Genomic DNA, 21,456 nt, shown 5'->3' on the forward strand with positions numbered 1-21,456 from the left:
CGGCCTTTGGAAACATGAAGTAGACTGCACAGTGTAGTTTATTCTGGCGAAAAGTAAACTACCTGGTGTAAAATTCTCGAATGGATTGCACCCCAGCCACCCCACAGCGCCTGACCGACCGCAAGCGCGCCGCGATCGTCGCGGCGGCCATCGACGAATTCCTGGCCTCGGGCTTCGACGCCACGAGCATGGACCGTATCGCCGCGCGCGCCAGCGTCTCGAAGCGCACCGTCTACAACCATTTCACGAGCAAGGAGGCGCTGTTCGCGGCGATCCTGTGCCAGCTCTGGGACGCGAGCGCCGCCGGCGACGCGCCCGCCTACCGCGCGGACGCGCCGTTGCGCGACCAGCTCGTCGAACTCCTCATGCGCAAGCTGCGGCTCCTGAACGACGAGTCGTTTCTCTCGCTCGCACGGGTGGCCATCGCGGCCGGCATCCATTCGCCCGAGCGCGCGCGCGACATGGTGGCGCGCATCGGCGAGCGCGAGGAAGACCTCACGGTCTGGGTGCGCAGCGCCGCCGCCGACGCGCGCCTGAAAACGTCCGACCCCGCGTTCGCGGCGCAGCAGTTGCACGGCCTCGTGAAGGCCTTCGCGTTCTGGCCGCAGGTGACGATGGGGCAGCCGCCGCTCGACGTGGCGCAGCAGCGCCAGGTCGCGGAGTCGTCGGCCGATCTCTTTCTCGCGCGCTACGCCTGAACGGGCCACACGCGGTTATCAAGGCGGCGATAAGCAGCCACGCGCGCGCTCAGGTTTTTCTGGACTAGACTCTTGCCTTTCAGGATCGCAGGCCAACTGGAAGGAGAGGTTCATGCCATACATGCTGCTCATCGCCGAGCCACGAGGTCAGCGCGACACGCGCGCACAAGCCGAAGGCGAGGCGCTCTATGCGCGTATGGTCGCGTTCGCCGAACAGCTCGCCGTCGAAGGTCGTCTGATCGACGCGCACGCCCTCACTTCGGACACGAACGGCGCGCGCGTGCAGGTGCGCGAAGGCCGTGCGAGCGTTGTTGACGGTCCGTTCGCCGAGGCGAAGGAGATGATCGGCGGCTTCTTCCTGCTCGATTGCGCGACGCGCGACGAGGCCCTCGCCATCGCGCGGCGCTGCCCAGCGGCCGAATGGGCGAGCGTGGAAGTGCGCGAAACCGGGCCGTGCTTTCGCTGAACGCACGCGCATTGCGCCTGGTGCCTGGTGCTTTCCCTGGGTAACGAGAAAAAAAGCAAAAAAACTTCCGCCCGTTGTCGAGTTGCTCGGGCCTCGCGCGTCGTACCCATGAGCGCGCCAATCGGCGCCGCTTGCTTCGAATGTCATATTCAGGAGAAGACAATGCGATTCATGATCATGGTGCGCGCGAACGCGCTGAGCGAATCGGGCGAGCCCCCCGACGACGTGGAGATATTCGCCCAGATGGCCAGGTATCACGAGGAACTGGCGAAGGCGGGCGTGCTGCTCGACGCCTCGGGCCTGCACCCCAGCTCGCGCGGTTTTCGCGTGCGCTACACGAACGGTAAGCCCGCGATCGTGGACGGCCCGTTTACCGAAACGAAAGAGCTGATTGCGGGCTACACGCTGATCCAGGTGCGCTCGCGCGACGAGGCGCTCGAATGGGCGCGCCGCTTCCCCTCGCCGTTCGGCACGCACGCCGACAGCGAGATCGAGGTGCGCCAGCTCTATGAGCTGGAAGACCTCCCGCAATGCGAAGGCGTCGAGGCATTTCGCCAGCTCGATGTGCAAAATAAGGCATCCTGACTATCTCGCCATCGGCGAATCCCATCAACGGAACTTTGCAGGAAAACGATCATGCACAAGCATATTTTCGTCAATCTGGGCGTGCGCGACCTCAAGCGCTCGATGGACTTCTTCGGCCAAATGGGCTTCAGCTTCGATCCGAAATTCACCAACGAGCAGGCCGCCTGCATGGTGCTGGGCGAGAACATGTACGCCATGCTGCTCACCACGGACTTCATGCGCGGCTTCACCGACAAGGCGCTCGTGGACGCGCGCGAAAGCACCGAAGTGCTCACCTGCCTCTCGTGCGTCTCGCGCGAGGAGGTAGACAGCCTGGTCGACAAGGCGCTCGCGGCGGGTGGCACCTCGAAGCGCCCGCCCATGGAGTGCGGCACCGAGATGTACGGCCGCAGCTTCGAAGACCCCGACGGCCACATCTGGGAGCTGATGTACATGTCGCCGGCGGCCGTGGAAAAGGGCGCGCACGGCTCGTGACGCGCGAGACGGATGCGTTTGCCGCGACGCGCCGCGCGGTCGAAGCCGTGTGGCGCATCGAGTCGGCGCGCGTGATCGCGCATGCGGCGCGCATCGTGCGCGACGTGGGCGTGGCCGAGGAGGTCGCGCAGGACGCGTTCGTCGCCGCGCTGGAGAGCTGGCCCGCGAGCGGCATTCCCGATAACCCCGGAGCGTGGCTCATGACCGCCGCGAAACATCGCGCGCTCGACCGTCTGCGGCGCGCGGCCTCGCATGCGCGCGCGCACGAAGCGATGGGCGCGGACCTCGAAGCGCTCGAAGCGCATTTCGCGCCCGATATCGTCGATGCGCTGGATGCCGCGCGCGAGGATGAGATCGGCGACGATCTGCTGCGGCTCGTGTTCGTGGCGTGTCATCCGGTGCTGCCGAAGGAGGGGCGCGTCGCGCTCACGCTGCGGCTCATCGGCGGGCTCGCCACGGCCGAGATCGCTCGCGCGTTCCTCGTGCCCGAGGCGACCGTGGCGCAACGCATCGTGCGCGCGAAGCGCACGCTCGCGGCGGCGAAGGTGCCGTTCGAAGTGCCGCGGCTCGCGGAACTCGCGCCCCGGCTTGCTTCGGTGTTCGAAGTCATTTACCTGATCTTCAACGAAGGCTACACGGCCACGGCGGGCGAGGACTGGACCCGCCCGGCGCTGTGCGAAGAAGCGTTGCGCCTTGGCCGCATGCTCGCCGAACTCGTGCCGCACGAGGGCGAGGCGCATGGCCTCGTCGCGTTGATGGAGTTGCAGGCTTCGCGTTTGCGCGCCCGCGTGGACGCAGCGGGCCGCGCGGTGCTGCTCGCCGACCAGGACCGCAGCCGCTGGGATGCGCTGCTGATCCGCCGCGGCTTCGCCGCGCTCGCGCGAGGCGCGGCCTGCGGGGGCGCGCCGGGCCGCTATGCGTTGCAGGCCGCGCTCGCGGCATGCCATGCGCGCGCGCCGAGCACGGCGGCGACCGACTGGGCGCAAATCGTCTCGATCTACGACGCGCTGCTGGCGCTCGACGACTCGCCCGTCGTGCGCCTGAATCGCGCCGTGGCGGTGGGCATGGAGCACGGGCCGCAGGCGGCGCTCGATCTCGTCGATGCGCTGTGCGAAGAACCCGCACTGCGCCACTACCCCTGGTTGCCCGCGACGCGCGGCGACCTGCTCGAAAAGCTCGCCCGGCCGGGCGAGGCGCGCGCGGCGTTCGAGCGCGCGGCGGCCCTCACGCAAAACGCGCGCGACCGCGAAGTGCTGCTGGCGCGCGCGCAGGCATGCATGCCGCACGGCTAGCGAAGATTCTCAACGCGGCTTGCAACACGGCCTGCAAAGCGAAAAGAGGACGGTTCCGAAGCGCTTCTGAAATCACGGGGCACGAAGCTTGCTACCTGTGCGCGCGGACCCACTCTTATCGCGGAGTCATCCGCGCAGGCCTTTCGATGATTTCAAAAGCTACGATTCTTGCGGTGTCGTGCTCGGCGTTGCTGGGCACGGCGTGTGTGCATCTCGGCCCAACGCGCTTGCGCGCCGATCAGGTGGACTACGCGAGGGCGCTGGGCGACGCGAAAAAGCGCGAGATTCTCGCGTCGGTCGTCGGCTTGCGTTACGGCGACGCGCCCGCGTTCCTCTCGGTCAGCTCGATCATCGCCGCCTACCAGTTCGATTCGACGGCGGGCGCAACCGGCAATATCGGCTCGGGCTCGCAACCGAATTACGCGCTCGCGACCGGCAGCGTTTCCTGGTCGAACCGCCCGACCTTCACGTTCTCGCCCACGACGGGCGAAGCGTTCGCCGCCGCCTACATCCGGCCGCTCGCGCCAGAACTCGTGCTGCCGCTCGCCGAAGGCGGCATGCCGGTCGATCTGCTGCTGCGGATCGGCGCGCAGTCGATCGGCGGCTTGCAGAACGGCAGTGCGCTCGGCGGCGAGAACAGCGCGGGATCGGCGGGCTTCTTCCAGCTCTTGCAGGCGCTCAGGCGCTTGCAGCTCGCCGGCGAATTGAGCGTGGAGTCGCGCAGCGAGAACGGCAAGAACAGCGTCTACCTCGCGCTGGGCGCGACGAACAGCGCGCAGTCGCCAGAAGTTTCGGCGGATCTCGCGCGCGTGCGTGAACTGCTGCATCTCGCGGCGGACACGCGCACTTACCAGATCGTCTATGGACCGTCGGCGCAAGGGGGCAGCCGTATTCCCATGGTCACGCGCTCGGTGCTCGGCATTCTGACCAATATCGGCGCGCAGGTGCAGGTGCCGCCCGACCAGGTGGCGAGCGGTGCGACCAAGCCCACGGTTGACCTGATCGGCGGTGAAACACGGCCGATCATCATCGTGCGCGCGGGACCGAAAGCGCCTGCCGACGCCTATGTCGCCATCGATTACGACGGCACGGCGTACTGGGTCGATCGCGGCGACTTCGACTCGAAATACGCGTTCACGGTCCTGCAAAATCTCATGGCGCTCGCGGAAGCCGACACGAGCGCCAAGGCGCCGGTCGTGACGATACCGGCCAACTAGGCGACAGGCTTGCCGAAAACCCGCGCCCAGACCGCGCGCACGCGCCGCGCGCGATCTTCGAGCAAATACCACGCGGCGAGCGCGAAGAGGCCCGACATCACGCCCGTCAACAAGTGCTCAAGAACGGGAATGCGGTAATGGCTTTTGTGCGACCACGCGTCGCCGATCGTCGTCAGGCAGCCGACGATGAACGCGTTGCCGTAGCGGTGCGAATAGAGCCTCGACGCGGGCGTGAACGTGAGCAGCACCGCAAGGAGGCCGGTGAGAAGACCCGTTTGAAGCGCAATGCCCCAGTGTGTGAGGCTCAGGATGTTGCCCCAGCTTCCGGGCATGCACGTCATGCACGCACTGGTCGGTTGCCAGAAACGCTGGATGAACAGCCGTGCGCGACGTGTCCAGCCGATCGACATGACGTTTCCCCTTTTGCGCCGCCCGCTTGCCGCGAGCGCGCACGCTACGCAAAACGCTTGCGCGCGAACATCGCGAGATCGATGTGGCTCGTGCCTTGCGTAATGCGCTCGGCGAGCGCTTCGCCTATCGCGCTCGCGAACTTGAAGCCGTGGCCCGAAAAACCGGTGGCGACGTGAACGTTCGGGCAGGCGGGCACGCGGTCGATGATGAAATGCGTGTCGGGCGTCATGTCGTATTCGCACGCGCGGCCCACGCGCAGTTTGCCCGCGCCCGGCAGATAGCGTTGCAGGAAGCCTTGCAGGTCGGCGAGGTCGGTGGGCTCGGCTCCGAACGGCGCGAGTGCGGCGTCCACCGCCACGGGCTCGCCGCCGTCATGGCGGCCAAGCTTCAGACCGCTGCCGTCGAGATCGGGAAAGCCGTAGTACCCGCCGTTCTCCGAGGCGACGAAAAAGCCGGGGAAGCGCTCGGGCGCAAAGAGGCCGGCGGCGGGCTCGAACCACGCGAAGGTCTTGCGCACGCGGGTGACGGGAACGTCGAGGCCCAGCGCTGCGAGCAGAGGCTGCGTCGATTTCCCGGCGCACACGATCAGGTCGCGCGCCGAGAACTGTTCGCCGGCGTCGGTCCAGACGCTCACGCTTTCCCGGCCGTGGCACGCAAGGCGCGTGACGCGTGTGCCGGTGCGCAGCGTTGCGCCAAGCGCGCAGGCCAGCTCGCGATACGCACGAATGGCGCGCTCGCAGTAAAGCACACCCGCGTCGGGCTCGAAGCTGACGATCTGCCCGGCGGTGAGGTGCCATGCGGGCCAGCGCTGGCTGGCCTGCGCACCGTCGAGCGTTTCGAGCGCGAGCCCGTGGCGCTGCGCACTGCGCTGCACCTCGCGCAGGAAGGGATCGTCGGGCGAACCGATATTGACCACGCCGGTGCGTGCGAAGAGGGTCGCGCCGGTTTCCCGCTCCAGGTCTTCCCAAAGCTGCTGCGCGCGCAGCGCGAGCGGCACATACGCCGCGCCTTCGCCGTAGGCGTGGCGGATGAGGCGCGTGCCGCCGTGATGCGCGCCCTGGTCGTGAGGCGGATCGCCCGCGTCGACCAGCAGCACCTTGTTGCCAAGCCGGCTCAGGTAGTAGCCGGCGGCCATACCCATCGAGCCCGCGCCGACGATGAGCGTGTCAAAGGATCGATCGTTGAGATTGGGAGTTTGCATGGATAGCGGGAGCACGCCGACGAATTGCAAGCTCCCGCGCCGGCAACGGGCGGGAGTGGATGCGGGCTTTCATTGTCGGCACTCGCAGCGCTCCTGTCGAGCGCAACGGCGCGTGACTCTCGCGGAAACGGACAAGAAGCGGATCAGGCCCGCTCGGTCGGCGCGACGCTGAGGAGCGCCTCGCGCTCCAGATGGTCGAGCAGGCCGACGATGCGCCTGCGCTGCGTGGCCACCAGATCGTAGGTTTCGGCGACGGCGCGCAGGCGTTTGCGCCAGTAGGCGTAGTCGAAGCCGCTCACGGCGGCGCCTTCATTGCGGGTGAAGTACTGGACCATGCGTTCGACGTGGTCGAGCTGGGTGTCGGCCAGCGCCGCCGGTAGTAGCCCCGTGGTCTTCGGGGGCGCTTCTTTATCCAGAGTGATCATTTTTTTCTCGGTTCTCTCAGGCTGCCTTGCAGGCCGCACGACTCGGATGATGGTGTTCCTGGCATACGGAATGCCGCGCGCTGCTTGCCACGTACCCCCCGGCAGACACCGCAGCGCGGAACGAAAATCCGGACCATCAACACGTCAGCCCTACCGGAGTGCCCCGGCAGATTTGACATAGCGCAAATTTAACGCGCTTTCGGGGCGAGACTTTACCGTACGTCTCAATTTCGTGGCTGTCATGTGGCTTTCACTCGCTTTCGTCCAACTATTGGGATGTGGTGATGGCTTTTTATCTTCTTGACGGATTGTATGACAAGAATATAATCGGTTTCACGCGAGAGCGACCCGGCAACGCAAGGCAACCGGAGCGCCACGATGCAACCCGGTCGAAGCCTGCTCAGGCGCCCGGATAACAGGAGACAGCGCATGCACCGCATGACCGGCAGCATCCCGGCCCCCGATCGAACCTCGGTCATGCGCGCACGCACGCCGCTTCGGCGCTGAACGTCTCCTCGCCCGCGCCTCGACACGGAAAAATTCAACGAAAGGACACCCGAGACATGTCATCGCCCATCGAGAACTACCGCATCTACGCAGTCAAGTACGCGCACTTCGAGCGCCGCTCGTTCCACAACTTCATCGGCGGCGACTCGCACGACGTGCCCATGCCGCTCGATTACTACGTGTGGGCGGTGGTGGGGCGCGAGCGCACATATATCGTCGATACGGGTTTCGATCAGGCCATGGCGGACAAGCGCGGCCGCACGATCACGAATACGGTCGAAGCGGGGCTCGGCAAGATCGGCATACGCGTGGCCGACGTGAAGGACGTGATCATCACGCACATGCACTACGATCACGCGGGCAATCACGCCCTGTTTCCGCATGCCCGTTACCATGTTCAGGACCGCGAAATGGCGTACTGCACCGGGCGCTGCATGTGTCACCACGCGCTCAGCCACCCGTTCGAGCCCGAAGACGTGAAGGCGATGGTGGGGCGTCTTTTCGATGGCCGCGTGCAGTTTCACGAAGGGGCGTCGGAGATCGCGCCGGGGCTGACCGTGCACTGGGTGGGCGGCCATACGAACGGTTTGCAGATCGTGCGTGTGCACACCGAGCACGGCTGGGTCGTGCTGGCCTCGGACGCCTCGCACTTCTACGCCAACATGCAGGAGCACCGGCCGTTTCCGGTCGTCTACAACGTGGGCGACATGCTCGAAGGCTATGAAGCGGCACACCGCCTCGCGAGTTCTCCGGCACAAGTGATACCGGGCCACGATCCGGCCGTGCTCACGCGCTTTCCCGCGCATGATCGCGAAACCGAGGGCTGGATCGTCCGGCTCGACGCGCCCATGCGGAGCGCGCAATGATGCGTGGCAAGGGAGCGCTCGTGACCGGCTCGTCGAACGGGCTCGGCCTCGCGATGGCGTCGGCGCTGGCCCAGGCGGGCTGCGATATCGTGCTGCACGGGCTCGAAGCCCCTGACGAGATGCTAAGCATCACTCATGATATCGCGAGCCGCCACGATGTGCGCGTGAGCTACGTGCAGGCCGATCTCGCAAGCGTGGCCGGTGTCGATGCCCTGATGGCGGCGGCGCACGAGCGGCTCGGCACACTTGACGTGCTCATCAACAACGCGGTCGTGCGGCATTTCGCCGGCATTGGCGCGTTTCCCATGGAGCGCTGGCATGAGGCGATCGCCGTCAATCTCACGGCCGCCTTCCGCGCCATTCAGCTTGCGCTGCCCGGCATGCGCGAGCGCGGCTGGGGCCGCATCTTCAACATGACGTCCGTCTATGGCTCGCGCGCCGTCGCGAACCGCGTGGATTACGTGACGACGAAAACGGCGCTCATGGGCCTCACGCGCTCGGTGGCGCTGGAAACGCTCAAGCAGGGCATTACCTGCAACGCGATTTGTCCGGGCTCGGTGCTCACGCCCAATATCGACGGCCGCATCAACGAGTTGATGGAAGCGCGCTCGCTCGGGCGCACGGCCGCCGTGCGCGCGTTTCTGGAGGGCAAGCAGCCGACCGGCGAATTGATCGAAGCCGCGCACGTGGGCGAACTCGTGGTGTTTCTGTGCGGCCCGGCGGCGGCGCAGATCACGGGCGCGATGATGCCGATCGAAGGAGGCTGGCTTGCAGGTTGATCGACAGGCGGATCCGCAGATGCGCGAACACGCGGGCGTGACGCGCACGTTAGCCGCATTCATTGCGCAGACGCAATGGGCCGATGTGCCCGCGGACGTGCGCCACGAGGCGAAGCGCGCGTTGGTGAACTACTTCGCCGTGGCGCTAGCGGGCGCGCATGATCCCACCATCGAGAAGGCCGTGGGCGTGTATGGTCGCTTCAGCGCGAACGAGCACGCTTCGCTCGTGGGCCGTCGCGAGTGCACCGACATGCTCAACGCAGCGGCGCTCAACGCCATGAGCGCGAACGTGTTCGACTTCGACGACACGCACGTTCCCACCATCATTCATCCGGGCGCGCCCGTTGCCGCCCCCTTGTTCGCTCTGGCGCAAACCGCGCCGTTGAGTGGCGAGCAGTTGTTGCTGGCATTCGTGCTGGGCGTGGAGGTGGCTTGCCGTATCGGCAACGCGGTTTCGCCCGAACACTATCAGCGCGGCTGGCATATCACGTCCACGTGCGGCGTGTTCGGCGCGGCGGCAGCCGTTGCGCGCGCACTGAGTTTGGCTGCGCGCGAGAGCGCCTGGGCGCTCGGCAATGCATCGGCGCAAACGGGCGGCCTCGTGGAGACGCTCGGCACGATGTCGAAAAGCATCGGCGTGGGCAACGCGGCACGCGGCGGCTTGCTGGCGGCGTTGCTCGCGCGGGAGGGCTTCGCCGGTCCCGACGCGCCACTCGAAGGCGAACGCGGTTTTCTGCGCTGCGCGGCGTCACGGCCCGATGTGAATGCGATCACCGAAGGTCTGGGGCGCGAATGGGCGCTGCGCGCGAACACCTATAAGCCGTACCCGTGCGGCGTCGTGCTCAACCCGGTGATCGACGCCTGCCTCGCGCTGCATTGTGAAGCACGCTGCGCGCTCGACGCCATCGAGGCCGTCGAACTTCGCGGTCATCCGCTGCTGCGCGAGCGTACCGATCGGCCCGATGTGCGTAGCGGCCGCGAGGCGCAGGTGAGCGCGCAGCATGCGGTTGCCATTGCGCTCGCACGAGGTCGCGCGGGACTCGCGGAATTTAGCGACGCTGCGGTGGCCGACCCTGTGATTCGCGCATTCGGCAAGCGGTTGCGTTTCTCGGACGCAGCCAGTGGGTCCGTCGAGTCCGCCGAGGTGACGCTCGTGCTGCGTACCGGGGAACGCGTGACGAAGCGCATCGAAGCGGCGCGCGGCAGTCTCGCCGCGCCGCTGGACGACGCGGCGCTAGAAGCGAAATTGCGCGAACTGGCGGCGTACGGCGGCGCTGGCGTGGCGGCCGAGCCGTTGCTCGCGCAACTATGGACGCTCGACGCCGCCACGGACGCGGCGGTCGTGATGCGTCTCGCACAGGCGCCGCAAGCGCAATGACATTGAATTAGCTGACATTTCACTGGAACGAGGATAGTCATGGCGAGTGGGCAAGCAACAAGGGAGCCGGGCGGCGCGCCGCTCGGCTTCATCGGAGTCGGGACGATGGGGCGGCCGATGGCGCGCCGTCTCATCGATGCGGGGCATGCGCTGATCGTGTTCGACCGCGACGAAGCGGCAGTCGCGGAACTCACGGCCATTGGCGCGCTGGCGGCGCAATCGGTGCGCGAAGTGGCCGACCGGGCGCGCGTGGTGTTCACGAGCCTGCCGACGCCCGCGATCTTCCGCGAAGTGGCGCTCGGCGCGGGCGGCCTGCGCGAAGGCGAGACGGTGAAGATCCTCGTCGATCTTTCCACGGTCGGTTCGCGTATCGAAAAGGAAGTGGCCGCGGGTTTGCGCGAGCGCGGCATCGAAACGGTCGATGCGCCCGTGAGCGGTGGCGCGGCCGGTGCGACGAAAGGCTCGCTCGCGATCATGGCGGCGGGCGTGGGCGCCGCGCTGGACGAAGTGCGGCCGCTGTTCGACGTGCTCGGCAAGGTATTCGTCGTGGGCGATCAGCCGGGGCAGGGGCAACTGCTCAAGCTCCTCAACAACATGCTTTCGTCCACGGCGTTTGCGATCACCTCCGAGGCGTTCGTGGCGGGCATGCGCGGCGGCCTCGACCCGGAGGTGATGATGGCCGTGATCAACGCGGGCAGCGGCAAGAACGGCGCGACGCTCGACAAGTTTCCGAAGCATGTGCTGCCGCGCACGTTCGACTTCGGCTTTCCGGTGGGCAGCGTGTGCAAGGACATTGGCCTGGCCGTGGACGAATGCCAGGCGCTGGGCGTGCCCATGTGGGTGGGTAACATCGCGCGCCAGGTCTGGAATCACGCGGCCATGCAGGACGGCGCGGCGCGCGACATGACGGAACTGGTGCGCTATGTCGAGCGCTGGTCATCCACCGAGGGGCTTGACGCCTGATGTGACCGGCGATCGCCATGTAATAAGGAATGCTACAAAATTTACACGGAGAAACCGATGATTGTTGAACTGCGCATTTACCACTGCGCGCCGACGCGTCTGCCGGCGCTGCTCGACCGCTTCTCGACCACCACGCTGGCCTTCTTCGAGAAGTACGGCATTCGCCAGATCGGCTTCTGGACCACGCTCATCGGCCAGAGCAACCACACGCTGACCTATCTGGTGCAGTGGGAGAGCCTCGCGGAGCGCGAGCAAAAGTGGAATGCGTTCCAGGCCGACGCCGAATGGATCGCGAAGCGCGCCGCGAGCGAAGCCGAGCGGCCTATTGTCGAGCGCATCGAGAGCCATATTCTCGCGCCGACTGCATTTTCAGCACTGCGCTAAGGAGACCTTGCGATGAACGAACCTAAGCGGGAACCCCGGAATATCGGTTTCATCGGCCTCGGCATGATGGGCGCACCCATGGTGCAGTGTCTCGTCAACGCCGGTTACACGCTTTATCTCGACGACGCCGACGCCGCGCGCGCCGATGCGCTTGCCGCGCAGATGGGCGCCCGCCGCCTGGGCGCGGACAACGCCGCCGGACTCGACGTGCTGATCACCATGCTGCCGAATTCGGCCATCGTGGAAAGCGTGCTGCTGGGCGACGGCACAGGCGGCTGGGCGAGCCGGCTCGCGCCGGGCGCGGTGGTGATCGACATGAGTTCGTCGGAACCCGAGCGCTCGCGCAAGCTGGGCGCCGTGCTCGAAGAGCGCGGGCTCGCTTATCTCGACGCACCGGTTTCGGGCGGCGTGAAGAAGGCGAAGGAAGGGACGCTCGCCATCCTGATCGGCGGGCGCGAGGAGATCGCTGCGCGCTGCCATGCCCTGCTGGGGGCAATGGGCAAGAGCCTGCTGCATATCGGCGGCGCGGGCGCGGGCCACGCGGCGAAGGCGCTCAACAACTACGTGTCGGCGGCGGGGTTGGCGGCGACGGTGGAAGCGTTGCATGTGGCCGAACGCTTCGGCATCGACCCGGGTGTGATGACCGACGTGCTCAATGCGTCGTCGGGGCGCAGCAACACCTCGGAAAACAAGGTCAAGCAGTTCATGCTGAGCGGCACGTTCGGCTCGGGCTTCGCGTTGCAGTTGATGAACAAGGACATCAAGATTGCGCGCGCGCTCGCGCAGTCGGTCGGTTATCCGATGGTGCTTGGCACGACCTGCGCCACGCTCTGGGACGAGGCCGCGCAACGCTCGACGCCCGCGACCGACCACACCGAGCTGTACCGCTTGCTGCCGGGCAACGCGGACTGAACGAATCGATCTGGAGTGCTTATGTCAATCGAAGTCCAAACGGGCGCGTTCTATATAGACGGAACGTGGGTCGCGCCAGCGGACGCGCGCTGGTTCGACGTGATCGACCCCGCCACGGAGGAGCGCATCGAACGTCTCGCATTGGGCAATGCCGCCGATGTGGATCGCGCGGTGGCTGCCGCGCACCGCGCCTTGCCCGCGTGGTCCGCCACGAGCGTGGCCGAACGCGTGGACCTGCTCAAGCGTGTGGTGCGCATTTACGAGCGCCGCTACGACGCGTTCGCGGAGTTGATGCGCCGCGAGATGGGCGCGCCCATCACGTTTGCGCGCAGCGGCCAGGCCGCGCGCGGCCCCGCGCATCTGAACACGCTGATCGAGGTGCTGGAGCATTTTGCATTCGAGGAGCAGCGCGGCAGCACGCGCGTCGTGCTGGAGCCGATCGGCGTGTGCGGTCTCATCACGCCGTGGAACTGGCCGGTGAACCAGATCGTCGTGAAGATCGCCCCGGCGCTCGCGGCGGGCTGCACGATGGTGCTCAAACCCAGCGAGTATTCGCCGCTGAGCGCGCTGCTGTTCGCTGAAGTGCTCCACGAAGCGGGCTTGCCGCGCGGCGTGTTCAACCTCGTGAACGGCGACGGCCCCGGCGTGGGCGAGGCGATCGCGAGTCACCCCGGCATCGACATGGTGTCGTTCACGGGGTCCACGCGCGCGGGCGTGCTGGTAGCGCAGTCGGCCGCGCCCACGGTCAAGCGGGTGGCGCAGGAGTTGGGCGGCAAGTCGCCGAACATCCTGCTCGACGACGTCGATCTCGAGGAAGCCGTCACGCGCGGCGTGGCGGCGTGCTTCACGAACTCGGGCCAGTCGTGCTCGATTCCCACGCGCATGCTCGTGCCGCGGCGCCTGCTCGCCGACGCAGAGGCCATCGCCCGCCGCGCCGCGCAAGCTTACCGTCTCGGGCCCACCGACGACCCCGCCACGCAACTCGGGCCGCTCGTGAACCGCAACCAGTTCGAGCGCGTGCAAGCGCTGATCCAGAAGGGCATCGACGAAGGCGCGCGGCTCGTCACCGGCGGCGCGGGCAAGCCGGCGGGCCTCGAGCGCGGCTATTACGTGAAGCCCACGGTGTTTTCGCAGGTCACGCCGGAGATGACGATCGCACGCGAAGAGATCTTCGGGCCGGTGCTTTCGATGATGGCTTACGACAGCGAAGAAGAAGCCATCGCCATCGCAAACGGCACTGAGTACGGCCTTGCCGCGTACGTGCAGTCGGGCGATATCGAGCGTGCCCGCAAGGTGGGCCGCGCACTGCGCGCGGGCAGCGTGCATCTGAACTACCCGAGTGCCGACTTTGCCGCGCCGTTCGGCGGCTACAAGCGCTCGGGCAACGGCCGCGAGTGGGGTGAGGCGGGCTTGCGCGAGTACCTGGAAACCAAGGCGATGGTGGGCTACGGCACGCCGTGACCGTGCAGGTCGAAAATTTTTTTTGTCTTGCCGCCTTGTCCGACAATCTTCTGGTAAGACGCGGGCGGTAAATCGATTGAATGAATCAGGAAACAGTGAGGAATCCGAACATGGAAAACAACGAGCGTTTCGAAGCCGGCTTCGAAAACCGCAAGGAAGTGCTGGGCGCGGCGCACGTGGAGAAGTCGTGGGCCAATGCCGACGATTTCAACCGCCCGATGCAGCAATACGTGACCGAGTGCTGCTGGGGCGATATCTGGGGCGACACCACGTTGCCGTTCAAGACGCGCAGCATGCTCAACCTCGGCATGCTCACCGCGATGAGCCAGCATCACGAACTCGCCGTGCACGTGAAGGGTGCGCTGCGCAACGGCGTGACGAAGGAAGAAATTCGCGCGGTGCTCATGCAGGCCGCGATTTACTGCGGCGTGCCGCTCGCGCTGGCTGCGTTTCGCGTGGCGAGCGAGGCGATCAAGGCCTATGAGGCGGAAACCGCCACGGCCTGAGCGAAGCGAGCACCCATCGAATAAACATGCGCGCCGCACGGCGCGCCATATCAGTTGGAGACAAAGATGAAAACCCTGGCTGCAACCGACGTCATAGAGGCCGAGCGCGAGGAGTCGATCGAGGCGAAGCGGCGCAACGCCATCAAGGGCGCGTTCTTCTCCGAATACATCGACATGTTCGACATCTACCTGCCGGTGGTGGTACTTTCGCCGGTGCTCGCGTTCTTCCAGCCGCCGCATCTCACGGCCGGCATGGAGACGATCCTCGCCTCGCTCGTGTTCATCACGACGCTGCTCGGCCGCCCGGTGGGCGCGCTGATCTTCGGCATGGTCGCGGACCGAGTGGGCCGCCGCAAGGCGTCGATCTGGTCGGTGTCGGGCTTTGGCGTGGTGACGCTGCTCATCGCGTTGCTGCCGGGCTATCAGAGCATTGGCGTCGCGTCGTACTGGCTGCTGGTGCTGCTGCGCTTCGTGGACGGCATCTTTCTCGGCGGCGGCTACACCGGGGCCATGCCGCTCGCCATCGAGTATTCGAAGAAGGCGCAGCGCGGCTTCGTGGGCGGCTTCATCATCGCGGGCTTTCCGGCGGCCTACGTGTCCATCAATCTCGTGGCGATGCTGATGTTCGCGCTCTTTCCGCTCAACGGCGTGAATTCGCCCTATGCGCAATGGGGCTGGCGCATTCCGTTCGTGTTGGGTTCGGTGCTGGCCGGCCTGCTCGCGCTCTACTACGTGCACAAGGTGGCCGAGTCGGAAATCTGGAAGAGCGAGACCGCCGATAAAGCGGCGGACAAGGCGGCCGAACCCGAAAAACTGCCGCTCACGGACCTGCTGCGCGGCAAGAGCGGGCGCAGCCTCTTGCAGGTGCTGGTGATGATGACGGGCTTCTGGCTCACGCAGAACATCATCACGATCTTCCTGCCCACGGGGCTGCTCTTCAAGACGCTGCATCTCACGGGCTTCGAGATCACGCTTACGCTGATGATCACGTATTTCGTGCTGTTCTTCAGCTATATCGCCTCGGGCATGATCGGCCAGCGCATCGGGCGGCGGCGTTTCTTCGTGATTCTCGGGCCCGTCATCGCCACGGTGGGCGCGGGGCTGCTCTATGTGCTCGCGAACGTCGAAGGGCTCACGCTGCCGGCCATCATCGCGCTCACCTGCGTACTGGCCGTGATCGTCACCTCGCCCTGGGGCGTGATCGTCACCTACATCAACGAACGATTCGTGACTGATGTGCGGGCCACGGGCTTTGGCGTGGGCTTCAGCCTCTCGGTGATCATCCCGTCGTTCTACGCGTTCTACATGGACGGCCTGAGCGCCTTCATGCCGCTGCGGCTCACGCCGGTCGCGCTGCTTTGCGTGGGCGGACTGATCGGCGCAATTGGCGCGCTGATGGGGCCGGAAACGAAAGATGTGGACTTCTAATGATGTTGTCTCTCTGAACAGGAAAGGAAAGCGATGAACAAGGAGCGCATAGGCTTCATTGGCCTGGGCAATATGGGCGGGCGCATGACGCGGCGTCTCGTGGATGCCGGCATCCAGGTGCTCGGCTACGACACCGTGCGCGAGCGCGTGCAAGCCACGGGTGCGCAGCCCGCCGCCACGGTGGCCGAGGCCGTGAAATTCGCCGACGTCGTGATGATGTCGCTGCCCGATAGCAAGGTGGTCGAGGCCGTGGTGGAAGGCGCGGACGGTGTGCTCGCGCACTGCCGCGCGGGCCAGATCGTGGTGGACCTGAGCACGGCTGCGGCAAGCTCGACGATCCGCCTCGCGCAGCGCTTTGCCGAACGCGGCGTGCAGTACGTGGACGCGGGCATTTCCGGCGGCGCGGCGGCGGCCGAAAAGGGGGCGCTCACGCTCATGGTGGGCGGCGAGACGCAGGCCGTGCAGGCGCTGCAATGGGCGTTCGCACCGATCAGCGCGAAGGTGGCGCATATGGGCGCGAGCGGCGCAGGCCACACGACCAAGCTGCTCAACAACTTCCTCAACGCCGTGAGCCTTGCGGCGAGCGCCGAGGTGATGGTGGCGGGCAAGAAAGCCGGGCTCGACCTGCACCTGCTGCTGGACGTGCTCAACAGCAGCAGCGGCGTGAACTTCGCCACGCTCAACCGCTTTCCGAAGATCGTCGACGGCGATTATCTGGAAGGCGGCCTCACGGGCAAGCTGATGACGAAGGATGTCGTGCTCTACGTCGATCGCGCGCGCGAACTGGGTGTGGTGTCGCTCAATGCCTCGGGTCCGCTCGCGAGCTTCGGTCTCGGCACGGCGCTTGGCTATGGCGATGTGATCAGCAACCGGGTGGTGGACGCCATCGGCGATGTGTCGGGCGGCGTGCGCCTCCATGAAGGACAACGAAACAAGGAGAAAGCAGCATGAAGGTATTTCACGGCAGGGCGGAAGGTGGCATGTCGGAGCAGCGCGGCGCGACGTTTTCGGGCACGGTCTGGGCCGACCCGGTCATGCCGCCCACCGACGGCGTGACCATCAACACCGTGTTTTTCGCGCCGCGCGGGCGCACCTACTGGCATACGCACGAGCACGGCCAGGTGCTTCAGGTCACGGCGGGCAAGGGCTGGATCTGCAAGGAAGGCGAGCCGCCGCAGGAAATCCGCCAGGGCGACATCGTCTTCATCGGGCCGAACGAGCGCCACTGGCACGGCGCGAGCGATGCGAGCTACATGGTGCATGTCGCCACCTCGCTCGGCAAGGCGACCTGGCAGGAAGAAGTGACGGAAGGCGATTATCCGCAGGGGCAGAAGGCGCGTTGATACGCGCTTGATGGGTGCATGAGCGGGGCGCGCAGCGCGACGCGTCCCGTCATCGAATCGAAACGTTCGCGACCGGGAGACAGGGCGCAATGAAACCAGCAGAAGGACCCGCAGGACCCGCACAAGCGCGCGACCCGCAGCAGATCAAGGCGGACTTCGTGCGCGTGCACGGTATGTGGAACGCGGCGTGGGAGAGCCTGTTGCGCCTCGACGCGGGCTTCGTCGATGCCTACGTGGCGTTTTCGGGCGTGCCGCAACGGCGCAATCATCTGGACGCGAAAGTGCGCGCGTTCATCGCGCTCGCCGCCGACGCGTGCGCCACGCAACTCTACGCGCCAGGCGTGGCGCACCATATCGACGAGGCGCTGGCGTGCGGCGCGACGCGCGAGGAGTTGATGGAAGTGCTCGAACTCGTGAGCACGATCGGCATTCACACGAGCAACGTGGGCGTGCCCGTGCTGCTCGAAGTGCTCGAAGAGGAGGGCCTGCGCAATGGGCCGGCCGCGCTCGACGAACGGCAGCGCGCGCTGAAGGCGGCGTTCGAGACCAATCGCGGCTACTGGCATCCCACGTGGGAGGGGTTGCTCGAACTCGATCCCGATCTCTTCGAGGCTTATGTCGCGTTTTCCTCGGTGCCGTGGCGCACGGGTGTGCTGAGCCCGAAGGTCAAGGAGTTCATGTATTGCGCGTTCGATGCCTCCGCCACACACCTCTACGTGCCAGGGCTCAAGCTCCATATGCGCAACGCATTGCGCTATGGGGCGACGGCGCAGGAGTTGATGGAACTGCTGGAGATCGTGAGCACGACCGGCATTCATGGGGCGGAACTGGGCGCGCCGCTGCTCGAAGCGGCATGGGAGCGGCATCGCGAAGGGCGGGCGTGAAGCCGGCCTGAAAAAAAGCCCCGCAAGCGCGCCCCGCCTCGTGTTGCAGGGCGGCGACGGATATCGGAAATGGCCCGCGGTGCAGTATCATAGCGACTGGATTTTTGTCGGACGGGAAGACAATAATGTCGACTGATATCGGATTGGTGCGGCCTGAAACGCTGCGTCATCAGGTCGAAAACGTGCTGCGCCAGGCCATCATGAGCGGGCGCTTTGCGCCAGGGGCGCGCCTGATCGAACGAGAGCTGTGCGAAACGCTGGGCGTGAGCCGCACGTCGGTGCGCGAGGCGCTGCGCAAGCTCGAGGCGGAAAAGCTCGTGCGCAACGTGCCGCACAAGGGGCCCGTGGTGGCGGTCATGTCGCGCGAGGAGGCCGCCGAGCTTTACGCGCTGCGCGCGCTGCTCGAAGGCTATGCCGCCCACGAATTCGCGCGCCTCGCCAGCGACGCCATGATCGAACAATTCGGCGCGGCCGCGAAGGCGTTGCGCACCCAGGCCACGGCGCAAAGCCAGGAAGGGGTGCTCAAGGCCAAAACGGCGCTTTACGACGTGCTGCTCGACAACTGCGGCAACAGCCTCGTGAAGGAGATTCTGAACAGCCTCTATTCGCGCGTGAACCTGTTGCGCGCGACCTCGCTCATGCACCCGGACCGGCTGCCGAGCAGCCTGCGCGAAATCGACAAACTGCATAAGGCGCTCAAGGCGCGCAATGCGGACGAGGCGCAGGAACTCGCGCGCCAGCACGTTCTCAACGCCGAGAAGGCGGCCATGCGCATGCTCGATGCCGATGCGGAAGAGACCGCGCCCGAGGCGGGTGAAGCGGGCCAAACCGGCGAGGCCGACGGCAACGCGCAGGTGTGAGTCTCCTCAGCCGCGCGCGCGCCGCCGGCGCGGCCCCGTGGACATGCGCGTGACGAGTTCGGGCGGCGGTCCGAGCACCATCGGCGGCTGCTTGTCCGGCTCGTCGATCAGACGGATCAGGCTGCGGATCGAAAGCTCGGCCACGGCTTCGGTCTGGATCGCGACCGTGGTGAGGGCGGGGCGCATCTGGTGGGCGAGTTGAATGTCGGTGATGCCGATCACGGACACATCGTCGGGCACGGCGCGGCCCATGCTCACCAGCGCCTGGATCGCGCCGATCGCGAGCAGGTCGTTGGTCGCGAAGATGGCGGTGACGCGCGGGTGCTGCGCGAACAATTGCTGGCAGGCCGCGTAGCCCGAGTCGATCGAGTCGCGCACCTGCAACTGCGCCACAGTGGCGAGATCCACGCCTTCCTCTAGCAGCTTCGCGCGAAACCCGTCCGAACGCGCGTCCTGCAAACCCCCGCAGCCGTCGCCTGTCAACATGGCGATATTTCGGTGTCCCAACTCAAGCAGATGCTGCGCGGCCAGCGCGCCCGCGCGTGCGAAGTCCACGGCAACGCACGGCAGCGCGGGCGGCTTCTCGGGGTGCTCCCACATCGCGAGCAGGATCGGGCCGTTCTGCATCGCGGAGATGCATAGCTCGTTCATGGCGATGTCGGTGTTCATCACGAGCACGCCGTCCGCGAAGGTGCCCGCGATCTGGTTCAGGTAGGCGCGGCCGATTTGCGCATCGTCGTCGGTGTTGCAGACCATCAGGAAATGGCCCGCCTTGCGCGCCGCGCGCTCGGCGGCGAGCACGAACTCGGGGTAGAACGGGTTGGCGATGTTCGAAAGCATGAGCGCGAGCGTGGACGAGCGCCCCTGCGCCAGCGCACGCGCATTGAGATTGGGCCGGTAGCCGAGTTCGGCAATGGCCTGCAACACGCGTTCGGCCGTTTCAGGACGGACCTTTTCGCGGTTGCGCAGCACGTTCGAAACGGTGGCCGCGGTAACGTGCGCGCGCCTCGCGACTTCAGACAAGGTGACCATGACGAACCTTTCCCACATTCAGGGAAGCTAATTCAAATGTTGCAATGCTGCGGCAGGGTTGCTACTTTTCTCGCACAACATCAACGGAGACGACGAATGCGTGACTGTACCGGATTCGAATTTAAGCGGTTAAATGCCCGCCGCGCAAGGGCCTCGGTTCATTTTCGGCGTGAAATTTAAGCGCTTAAATCGCGAGGCTACAGCATGGCGACAATTCAGCTTTCGGGCGTTAGCAAACGCTATGGCGACCACCCGCCGGTGGTCCGAAGCGTCGATCTCGACATCGGGCATCACGAGTTCTGTGTGTTCCTTGGGCCTTCCGGCTGCGGCAAGTCCACGCTGCTGCGCATGATCGCGGGGCTGGAGGAGTTGAGCGAAGGCGAGCTGCGCATCGGTTCGCGCGTCGTGACCGATGTGCCCGCCGCGCAGCGCGGCGTGGCGATGGTGTTCCAGAGTTACGCGCTCTTTCCGCACATGACGGTGTTCGAGAACATCGCGTTCGGCCTGAAGATCGCGAAGCTGCCCAAGGCCGAAATCGAGCGGCGCGTGCGCGATGCGGCGAGCAGCCTGCAACTCGAAGCGCTGCTCGACCGCCACCCCAAGGCGCTCTCGGGCGGGCAGCGTCAGCGCGTTGCCATCGGCCGCGCGATCGTGCGCGAGCCGGGCGTGTTCCTGTTCGACGAGCCGCTTTCCAATCTCGACGCCGCCCTGCGCAGCCATACGCGCGTCGAAATCGCACGGCTGCATCAGCGTTTCGCCGATGCGAGCGTGGTCTACGTGACGCACGACCAGGTCGAGGCGATGACGCTTGCCGACCGCATCGTGCTGCTGCACGCGGGCGCCGACATGGAGCGCCACGGCAGCGTCGCGCAAAGCGGCGCGCCGCTCGATCTCTATCATCACCCGAAGTCGCGCTTCGTGGCGGGCTTCATCGGCTCGCCGCGCATGAACTTCATGGATGCGACCGTGGACGCAGTGGACGAAGACGGCGTGCGCGTCACGCTCGCGCAAGGCGGCGAGTCGATTCTCGCTTGCGTGGAAGGCCGCGGCTTGCAGCGCGGCCAGCCCGTCACACTCGGCGTGCGGCCCGAGCATCTGCGCCTGGGTGGCGACGACCAGTCGATTGCGTGCGCAACGGTATTGGCCGAGCGTCTGGGCGAGCATAGCTATCTGCACGCGGACCATGCGGCGGGTACGCTCGTCGCGAAAGCGCCGGCCGACTCGCCCATCGGCGTGGGCGAGCGCCTGCGCGTGCACGTGCCGCCGCAGGCATGCCACCTGTTCGACGCCGAAGGCGTGGCGCGGCGGCGGCTCGCGCTCGCCCCGGTGCCGGCCTGATTTCGCTATACCCCGCCATCAGAGCGGGTCACCAAGCCTGGCGGCG

24 protein-coding genes are annotated in these 21,456 nt (G+C 66.2%); 20 read left to right on the plus strand and 4 right to left on the minus strand.

What is annotated here, in order from left to right; translation table 11 throughout:
- The first annotated feature begins 80 nt into the window (after nt 1-80).
- From C7401_RS38185 to C7401_RS38210, 6 genes are all read left to right on the plus strand, one after another.
- Nucleotides 81-698 (plus strand): TetR/AcrR family transcriptional regulator, encoded by a 618-nt coding sequence (locus tag C7401_RS38185; RefSeq protein WP_112177226.1) that lies wholly within the window; start codon nt 81-83, stop codon nt 696-698.
- A gap of 112 nt (nt 699-810) precedes the next feature.
- The gene (locus C7401_RS38190) at nt 811-1,164 is read left to right on the plus strand and encodes a YciI family protein (RefSeq protein ID WP_112177227.1); all 354 of its coding nucleotides are present in this window, start codon (nt 811-813) and stop codon (nt 1,162-1,164) included.
- A gap of 162 nt (nt 1,165-1,326) precedes the next feature.
- Entirely contained in the window at nt 1,327-1,749 is a 423-nt protein-coding gene (locus C7401_RS38195; RefSeq protein ID WP_112177228.1) for a YciI family protein, read from the plus strand.
- Between the two features lie 51 nt (nt 1,750-1,800).
- Nucleotides 1,801-2,223: a VOC family protein gene (locus tag C7401_RS38200; protein ID WP_112177266.1), complete on the plus strand. Its 423-nt coding sequence runs from the start codon at nt 1,801-1,803 to the stop codon at nt 2,221-2,223.
- The gene (locus C7401_RS38205; RefSeq protein ID WP_258397386.1) at nt 2,220-3,515 is read left to right on the plus strand and encodes an RNA polymerase sigma factor; all 1,296 of its coding nucleotides are present in this window, start codon (nt 2,220-2,222) and stop codon (nt 3,513-3,515) included. The genes C7401_RS38200 and C7401_RS38205 overlap by 4 nt, the downstream gene beginning before the upstream one ends.
- Before the next feature lie 146 nt (nt 3,516-3,661).
- Nucleotides 3,662-4,732 carry a hypothetical protein gene (locus tag C7401_RS38210; RefSeq protein WP_112177229.1) on the plus strand — a complete coding sequence of 357 codons (1,071 nt, stop codon included), beginning with the start codon at nt 3,662-3,664 and terminating at the stop codon, nt 4,730-4,732.
- Here the strand turns inward: C7401_RS38210 and C7401_RS38215 are convergent.
- The 3 genes from C7401_RS38215 to C7401_RS38225 all read right to left on the minus strand — a co-directional run bounded on the left by C7401_RS38215 (nt 4,729) and on the right by C7401_RS38225 (nt 6,769).
- Nucleotides 4,729-5,142, minus strand: coding sequence for a hypothetical protein (locus tag C7401_RS38215; RefSeq protein WP_112177230.1), 414 nt, complete (start codon nt 5,140-5,142; stop codon nt 4,729-4,731). The genes C7401_RS38210 and C7401_RS38215 overlap by 4 nt on opposite strands.
- A 44-nt stretch (nt 5,143-5,186) precedes the next feature.
- Nucleotides 5,187-6,344: an N-methyl-L-tryptophan oxidase gene (gene solA / locus C7401_RS38220; RefSeq protein WP_112177267.1), complete on the minus strand. Its 1,158-nt coding sequence runs from the start codon at nt 6,342-6,344 to the stop codon at nt 5,187-5,189.
- 143 nt (nt 6,345-6,487) lie between these two features.
- Nucleotides 6,488-6,769, minus strand: coding sequence for a hypothetical protein (locus C7401_RS38225; protein ID WP_112177231.1), 282 nt, complete (start codon nt 6,767-6,769; stop codon nt 6,488-6,490).
- 563 nt (nt 6,770-7,332) lie between these two features.
- Between C7401_RS38225 and C7401_RS38230 the strand changes: the two genes are divergently transcribed.
- The 13 genes from C7401_RS38230 (at nt 7,333) to C7401_RS38290 (ending at nt 19,040) form a co-directional block, all read left to right on the plus strand.
- Nucleotides 7,333-8,142, plus strand: coding sequence for an N-acyl homoserine lactonase family protein (locus C7401_RS38230; protein WP_112177232.1), 810 nt, complete (start codon nt 7,333-7,335; stop codon nt 8,140-8,142).
- Nucleotides 8,139-8,921: an SDR family oxidoreductase gene (locus tag C7401_RS38235; protein WP_258397388.1), complete on the plus strand. Its 783-nt coding sequence runs from the start codon at nt 8,139-8,141 to the stop codon at nt 8,919-8,921. Before C7401_RS38230 ends, C7401_RS38235 begins: the two co-directional genes overlap by 4 nt.
- A gap of 19 nt (nt 8,922-8,940) precedes the next feature.
- Nucleotides 8,941-10,299: an MmgE/PrpD family protein gene (locus C7401_RS38240; RefSeq protein WP_112177269.1), complete on the plus strand. Its 1,359-nt coding sequence runs from the start codon at nt 8,941-8,943 to the stop codon at nt 10,297-10,299.
- A 39-nt stretch (nt 10,300-10,338) separates the two neighbouring features.
- Nucleotides 10,339-11,262: an NAD(P)-dependent oxidoreductase gene (locus C7401_RS38245; RefSeq protein ID WP_112177233.1), complete on the plus strand. Its 924-nt coding sequence runs from the start codon at nt 10,339-10,341 to the stop codon at nt 11,260-11,262.
- 57 nt (nt 11,263-11,319) lie between these two features.
- Entirely contained in the window at nt 11,320-11,646 is a 327-nt protein-coding gene (locus C7401_RS38250) for an NIPSNAP family protein (RefSeq protein ID WP_112177234.1), read from the plus strand.
- A 12-nt stretch (nt 11,647-11,658) separates the two neighbouring features.
- Nucleotides 11,659-12,558 (plus strand): NAD(P)-dependent oxidoreductase, encoded by a 900-nt coding sequence (locus C7401_RS38255; RefSeq protein ID WP_112177235.1) that lies wholly within the window; start codon nt 11,659-11,661, stop codon nt 12,556-12,558.
- A 21-nt stretch (nt 12,559-12,579) separates the two neighbouring features.
- Nucleotides 12,580-14,019 (plus strand): aldehyde dehydrogenase family protein, encoded by a 1,440-nt coding sequence (locus tag C7401_RS38260; protein ID WP_112177236.1) that lies wholly within the window; start codon nt 12,580-12,582, stop codon nt 14,017-14,019.
- A 110-nt stretch (nt 14,020-14,129) separates the two neighbouring features.
- Nucleotides 14,130-14,525, plus strand: a complete 396-nt coding sequence (locus C7401_RS38265) for a carboxymuconolactone decarboxylase family protein (protein WP_112177237.1) — start codon at nt 14,130-14,132, stop codon at nt 14,523-14,525.
- A gap of 66 nt (nt 14,526-14,591) precedes the next feature.
- On the plus strand, nt 14,592-15,953 hold the full coding sequence (locus tag C7401_RS38270; protein ID WP_112177238.1) for an MFS transporter: 1,362 nt from the start codon (nt 14,592-14,594) through the stop codon (nt 15,951-15,953).
- A gap of 33 nt (nt 15,954-15,986) precedes the next feature.
- Nucleotides 15,987-16,904 carry an NAD(P)-dependent oxidoreductase gene (locus tag C7401_RS38275; RefSeq protein ID WP_112177239.1) on the plus strand — a complete coding sequence of 306 codons (918 nt, stop codon included), beginning with the start codon at nt 15,987-15,989 and terminating at the stop codon, nt 16,902-16,904.
- Nucleotides 16,901-17,296 carry a cupin domain-containing protein gene (locus C7401_RS38280; protein WP_112177240.1) on the plus strand — a complete coding sequence of 132 codons (396 nt, stop codon included), beginning with the start codon at nt 16,901-16,903 and terminating at the stop codon, nt 17,294-17,296. Before C7401_RS38275 ends, C7401_RS38280 begins: the two co-directional genes overlap by 4 nt.
- An 89-nt stretch (nt 17,297-17,385) precedes the next feature.
- The gene (locus C7401_RS38285) at nt 17,386-18,180 is read left to right on the plus strand and encodes a carboxymuconolactone decarboxylase family protein (RefSeq protein ID WP_112177241.1); all 795 of its coding nucleotides are present in this window, start codon (nt 17,386-17,388) and stop codon (nt 18,178-18,180) included.
- A 125-nt stretch (nt 18,181-18,305) separates the two neighbouring features.
- Entirely contained in the window at nt 18,306-19,040 is a 735-nt protein-coding gene (locus C7401_RS38290) for a GntR family transcriptional regulator (protein WP_112177242.1), read from the plus strand.
- 6 nt (nt 19,041-19,046) lie between these two features.
- Here the strand turns inward: C7401_RS38290 and C7401_RS38295 are convergent, their stop codons facing one another.
- Nucleotides 19,047-20,072, minus strand: a complete 1,026-nt coding sequence (locus C7401_RS38295; RefSeq protein WP_112177243.1) for a LacI family DNA-binding transcriptional regulator — start codon at nt 20,070-20,072, stop codon at nt 19,047-19,049.
- 204 nt (nt 20,073-20,276) lie between these two features.
- On the opposite strand from C7401_RS38295, the gene C7401_RS38300 reads away from it, so the two are divergent.
- Entirely contained in the window at nt 20,277-21,410 is a 1,134-nt protein-coding gene (locus C7401_RS38300) for an ABC transporter ATP-binding protein (RefSeq protein WP_112177244.1), read from the plus strand.
- Nucleotides 21,411-21,456 lie beyond the last annotated feature (46 nt).

The sequence above is a fragment of the Paraburkholderia unamae genome (genome assembly GCF_003268775.1).
Classification (GTDB): Bacteria; Pseudomonadota; Gammaproteobacteria; order Burkholderiales; family Burkholderiaceae; genus Paraburkholderia; species Paraburkholderia unamae.

Coding starts and splice junctions, on each gene's coding strand:
- C7401_RS38260 (WP_112177236.1), top strand. CDS start 12,580: ATGTCAATCGAAGTCCAAACGGGCGCGTTCTATATAGACGGAACGTGG.
- C7401_RS38300 (WP_112177244.1), top strand. CDS start 20,277: ATGGCGACAATTCAGCTTTCGGGCGTTAGCAAACGCTATGGCGACCAC.
- C7401_RS38290 (WP_112177242.1), top strand. CDS start 18,306: ATGTCGACTGATATCGGATTGGTGCGGCCTGAAACGCTGCGTCATCAG.
- C7401_RS38240 (WP_112177269.1), top strand. CDS start 8,941: ATGCGCGAACACGCGGGCGTGACGCGCACGTTAGCCGCATTCATTGCG.
- C7401_RS38210 (WP_112177229.1), top strand. CDS start 3,662: ATGATTTCAAAAGCTACGATTCTTGCGGTGTCGTGCTCGGCGTTGCTG.
- C7401_RS38285 (WP_112177241.1), top strand. CDS start 17,386: ATGAAACCAGCAGAAGGACCCGCAGGACCCGCACAAGCGCGCGACCCG.
- C7401_RS38195 (WP_112177228.1), top strand. CDS start 1,327: ATGCGATTCATGATCATGGTGCGCGCGAACGCGCTGAGCGAATCGGGC.
- C7401_RS38250 (WP_112177234.1), top strand. CDS start 11,320: ATGATTGTTGAACTGCGCATTTACCACTGCGCGCCGACGCGTCTGCCG.
- C7401_RS38275 (WP_112177239.1), top strand. CDS start 15,987: ATGAACAAGGAGCGCATAGGCTTCATTGGCCTGGGCAATATGGGCGGG.
- C7401_RS38190 (WP_112177227.1), top strand. CDS start 811: ATGCCATACATGCTGCTCATCGCCGAGCCACGAGGTCAGCGCGACACG.
- C7401_RS38265 (WP_112177237.1), top strand. CDS start 14,130: ATGGAAAACAACGAGCGTTTCGAAGCCGGCTTCGAAAACCGCAAGGAA.
- C7401_RS38270 (WP_112177238.1), top strand. CDS start 14,592: ATGAAAACCCTGGCTGCAACCGACGTCATAGAGGCCGAGCGCGAGGAG.
- C7401_RS38295 (WP_112177243.1), bottom strand. CDS start 20,072: ATGGTCACCTTGTCTGAAGTCGCGAGGCGCGCGCACGTTACCGCGGCC.
- C7401_RS38215 (WP_112177230.1), bottom strand. CDS start 5,142: ATGTCGATCGGCTGGACACGTCGCGCACGGCTGTTCATCCAGCGTTTC.
- C7401_RS38255 (WP_112177235.1), top strand. CDS start 11,659: ATGAACGAACCTAAGCGGGAACCCCGGAATATCGGTTTCATCGGCCTC.
- C7401_RS38200 (WP_112177266.1), top strand. CDS start 1,801: ATGCACAAGCATATTTTCGTCAATCTGGGCGTGCGCGACCTCAAGCGC.
- C7401_RS38230 (WP_112177232.1), top strand. CDS start 7,333: ATGTCATCGCCCATCGAGAACTACCGCATCTACGCAGTCAAGTACGCG.
- C7401_RS38185 (WP_112177226.1), top strand. CDS start 81: ATGGATTGCACCCCAGCCACCCCACAGCGCCTGACCGACCGCAAGCGC.
- C7401_RS38235 (WP_258397388.1), top strand. CDS start 8,139: ATGATGCGTGGCAAGGGAGCGCTCGTGACCGGCTCGTCGAACGGGCTC.
- C7401_RS38280 (WP_112177240.1), top strand. CDS start 16,901: ATGAAGGTATTTCACGGCAGGGCGGAAGGTGGCATGTCGGAGCAGCGC.
- solA (WP_112177267.1), bottom strand. CDS start 6,344: ATGCAAACTCCCAATCTCAACGATCGATCCTTTGACACGCTCATCGTC.
- C7401_RS38225 (WP_112177231.1), bottom strand. CDS start 6,769: ATGATCACTCTGGATAAAGAAGCGCCCCCGAAGACCACGGGGCTACTA.
- C7401_RS38245 (WP_112177233.1), top strand. CDS start 10,339: ATGGCGAGTGGGCAAGCAACAAGGGAGCCGGGCGGCGCGCCGCTCGGC.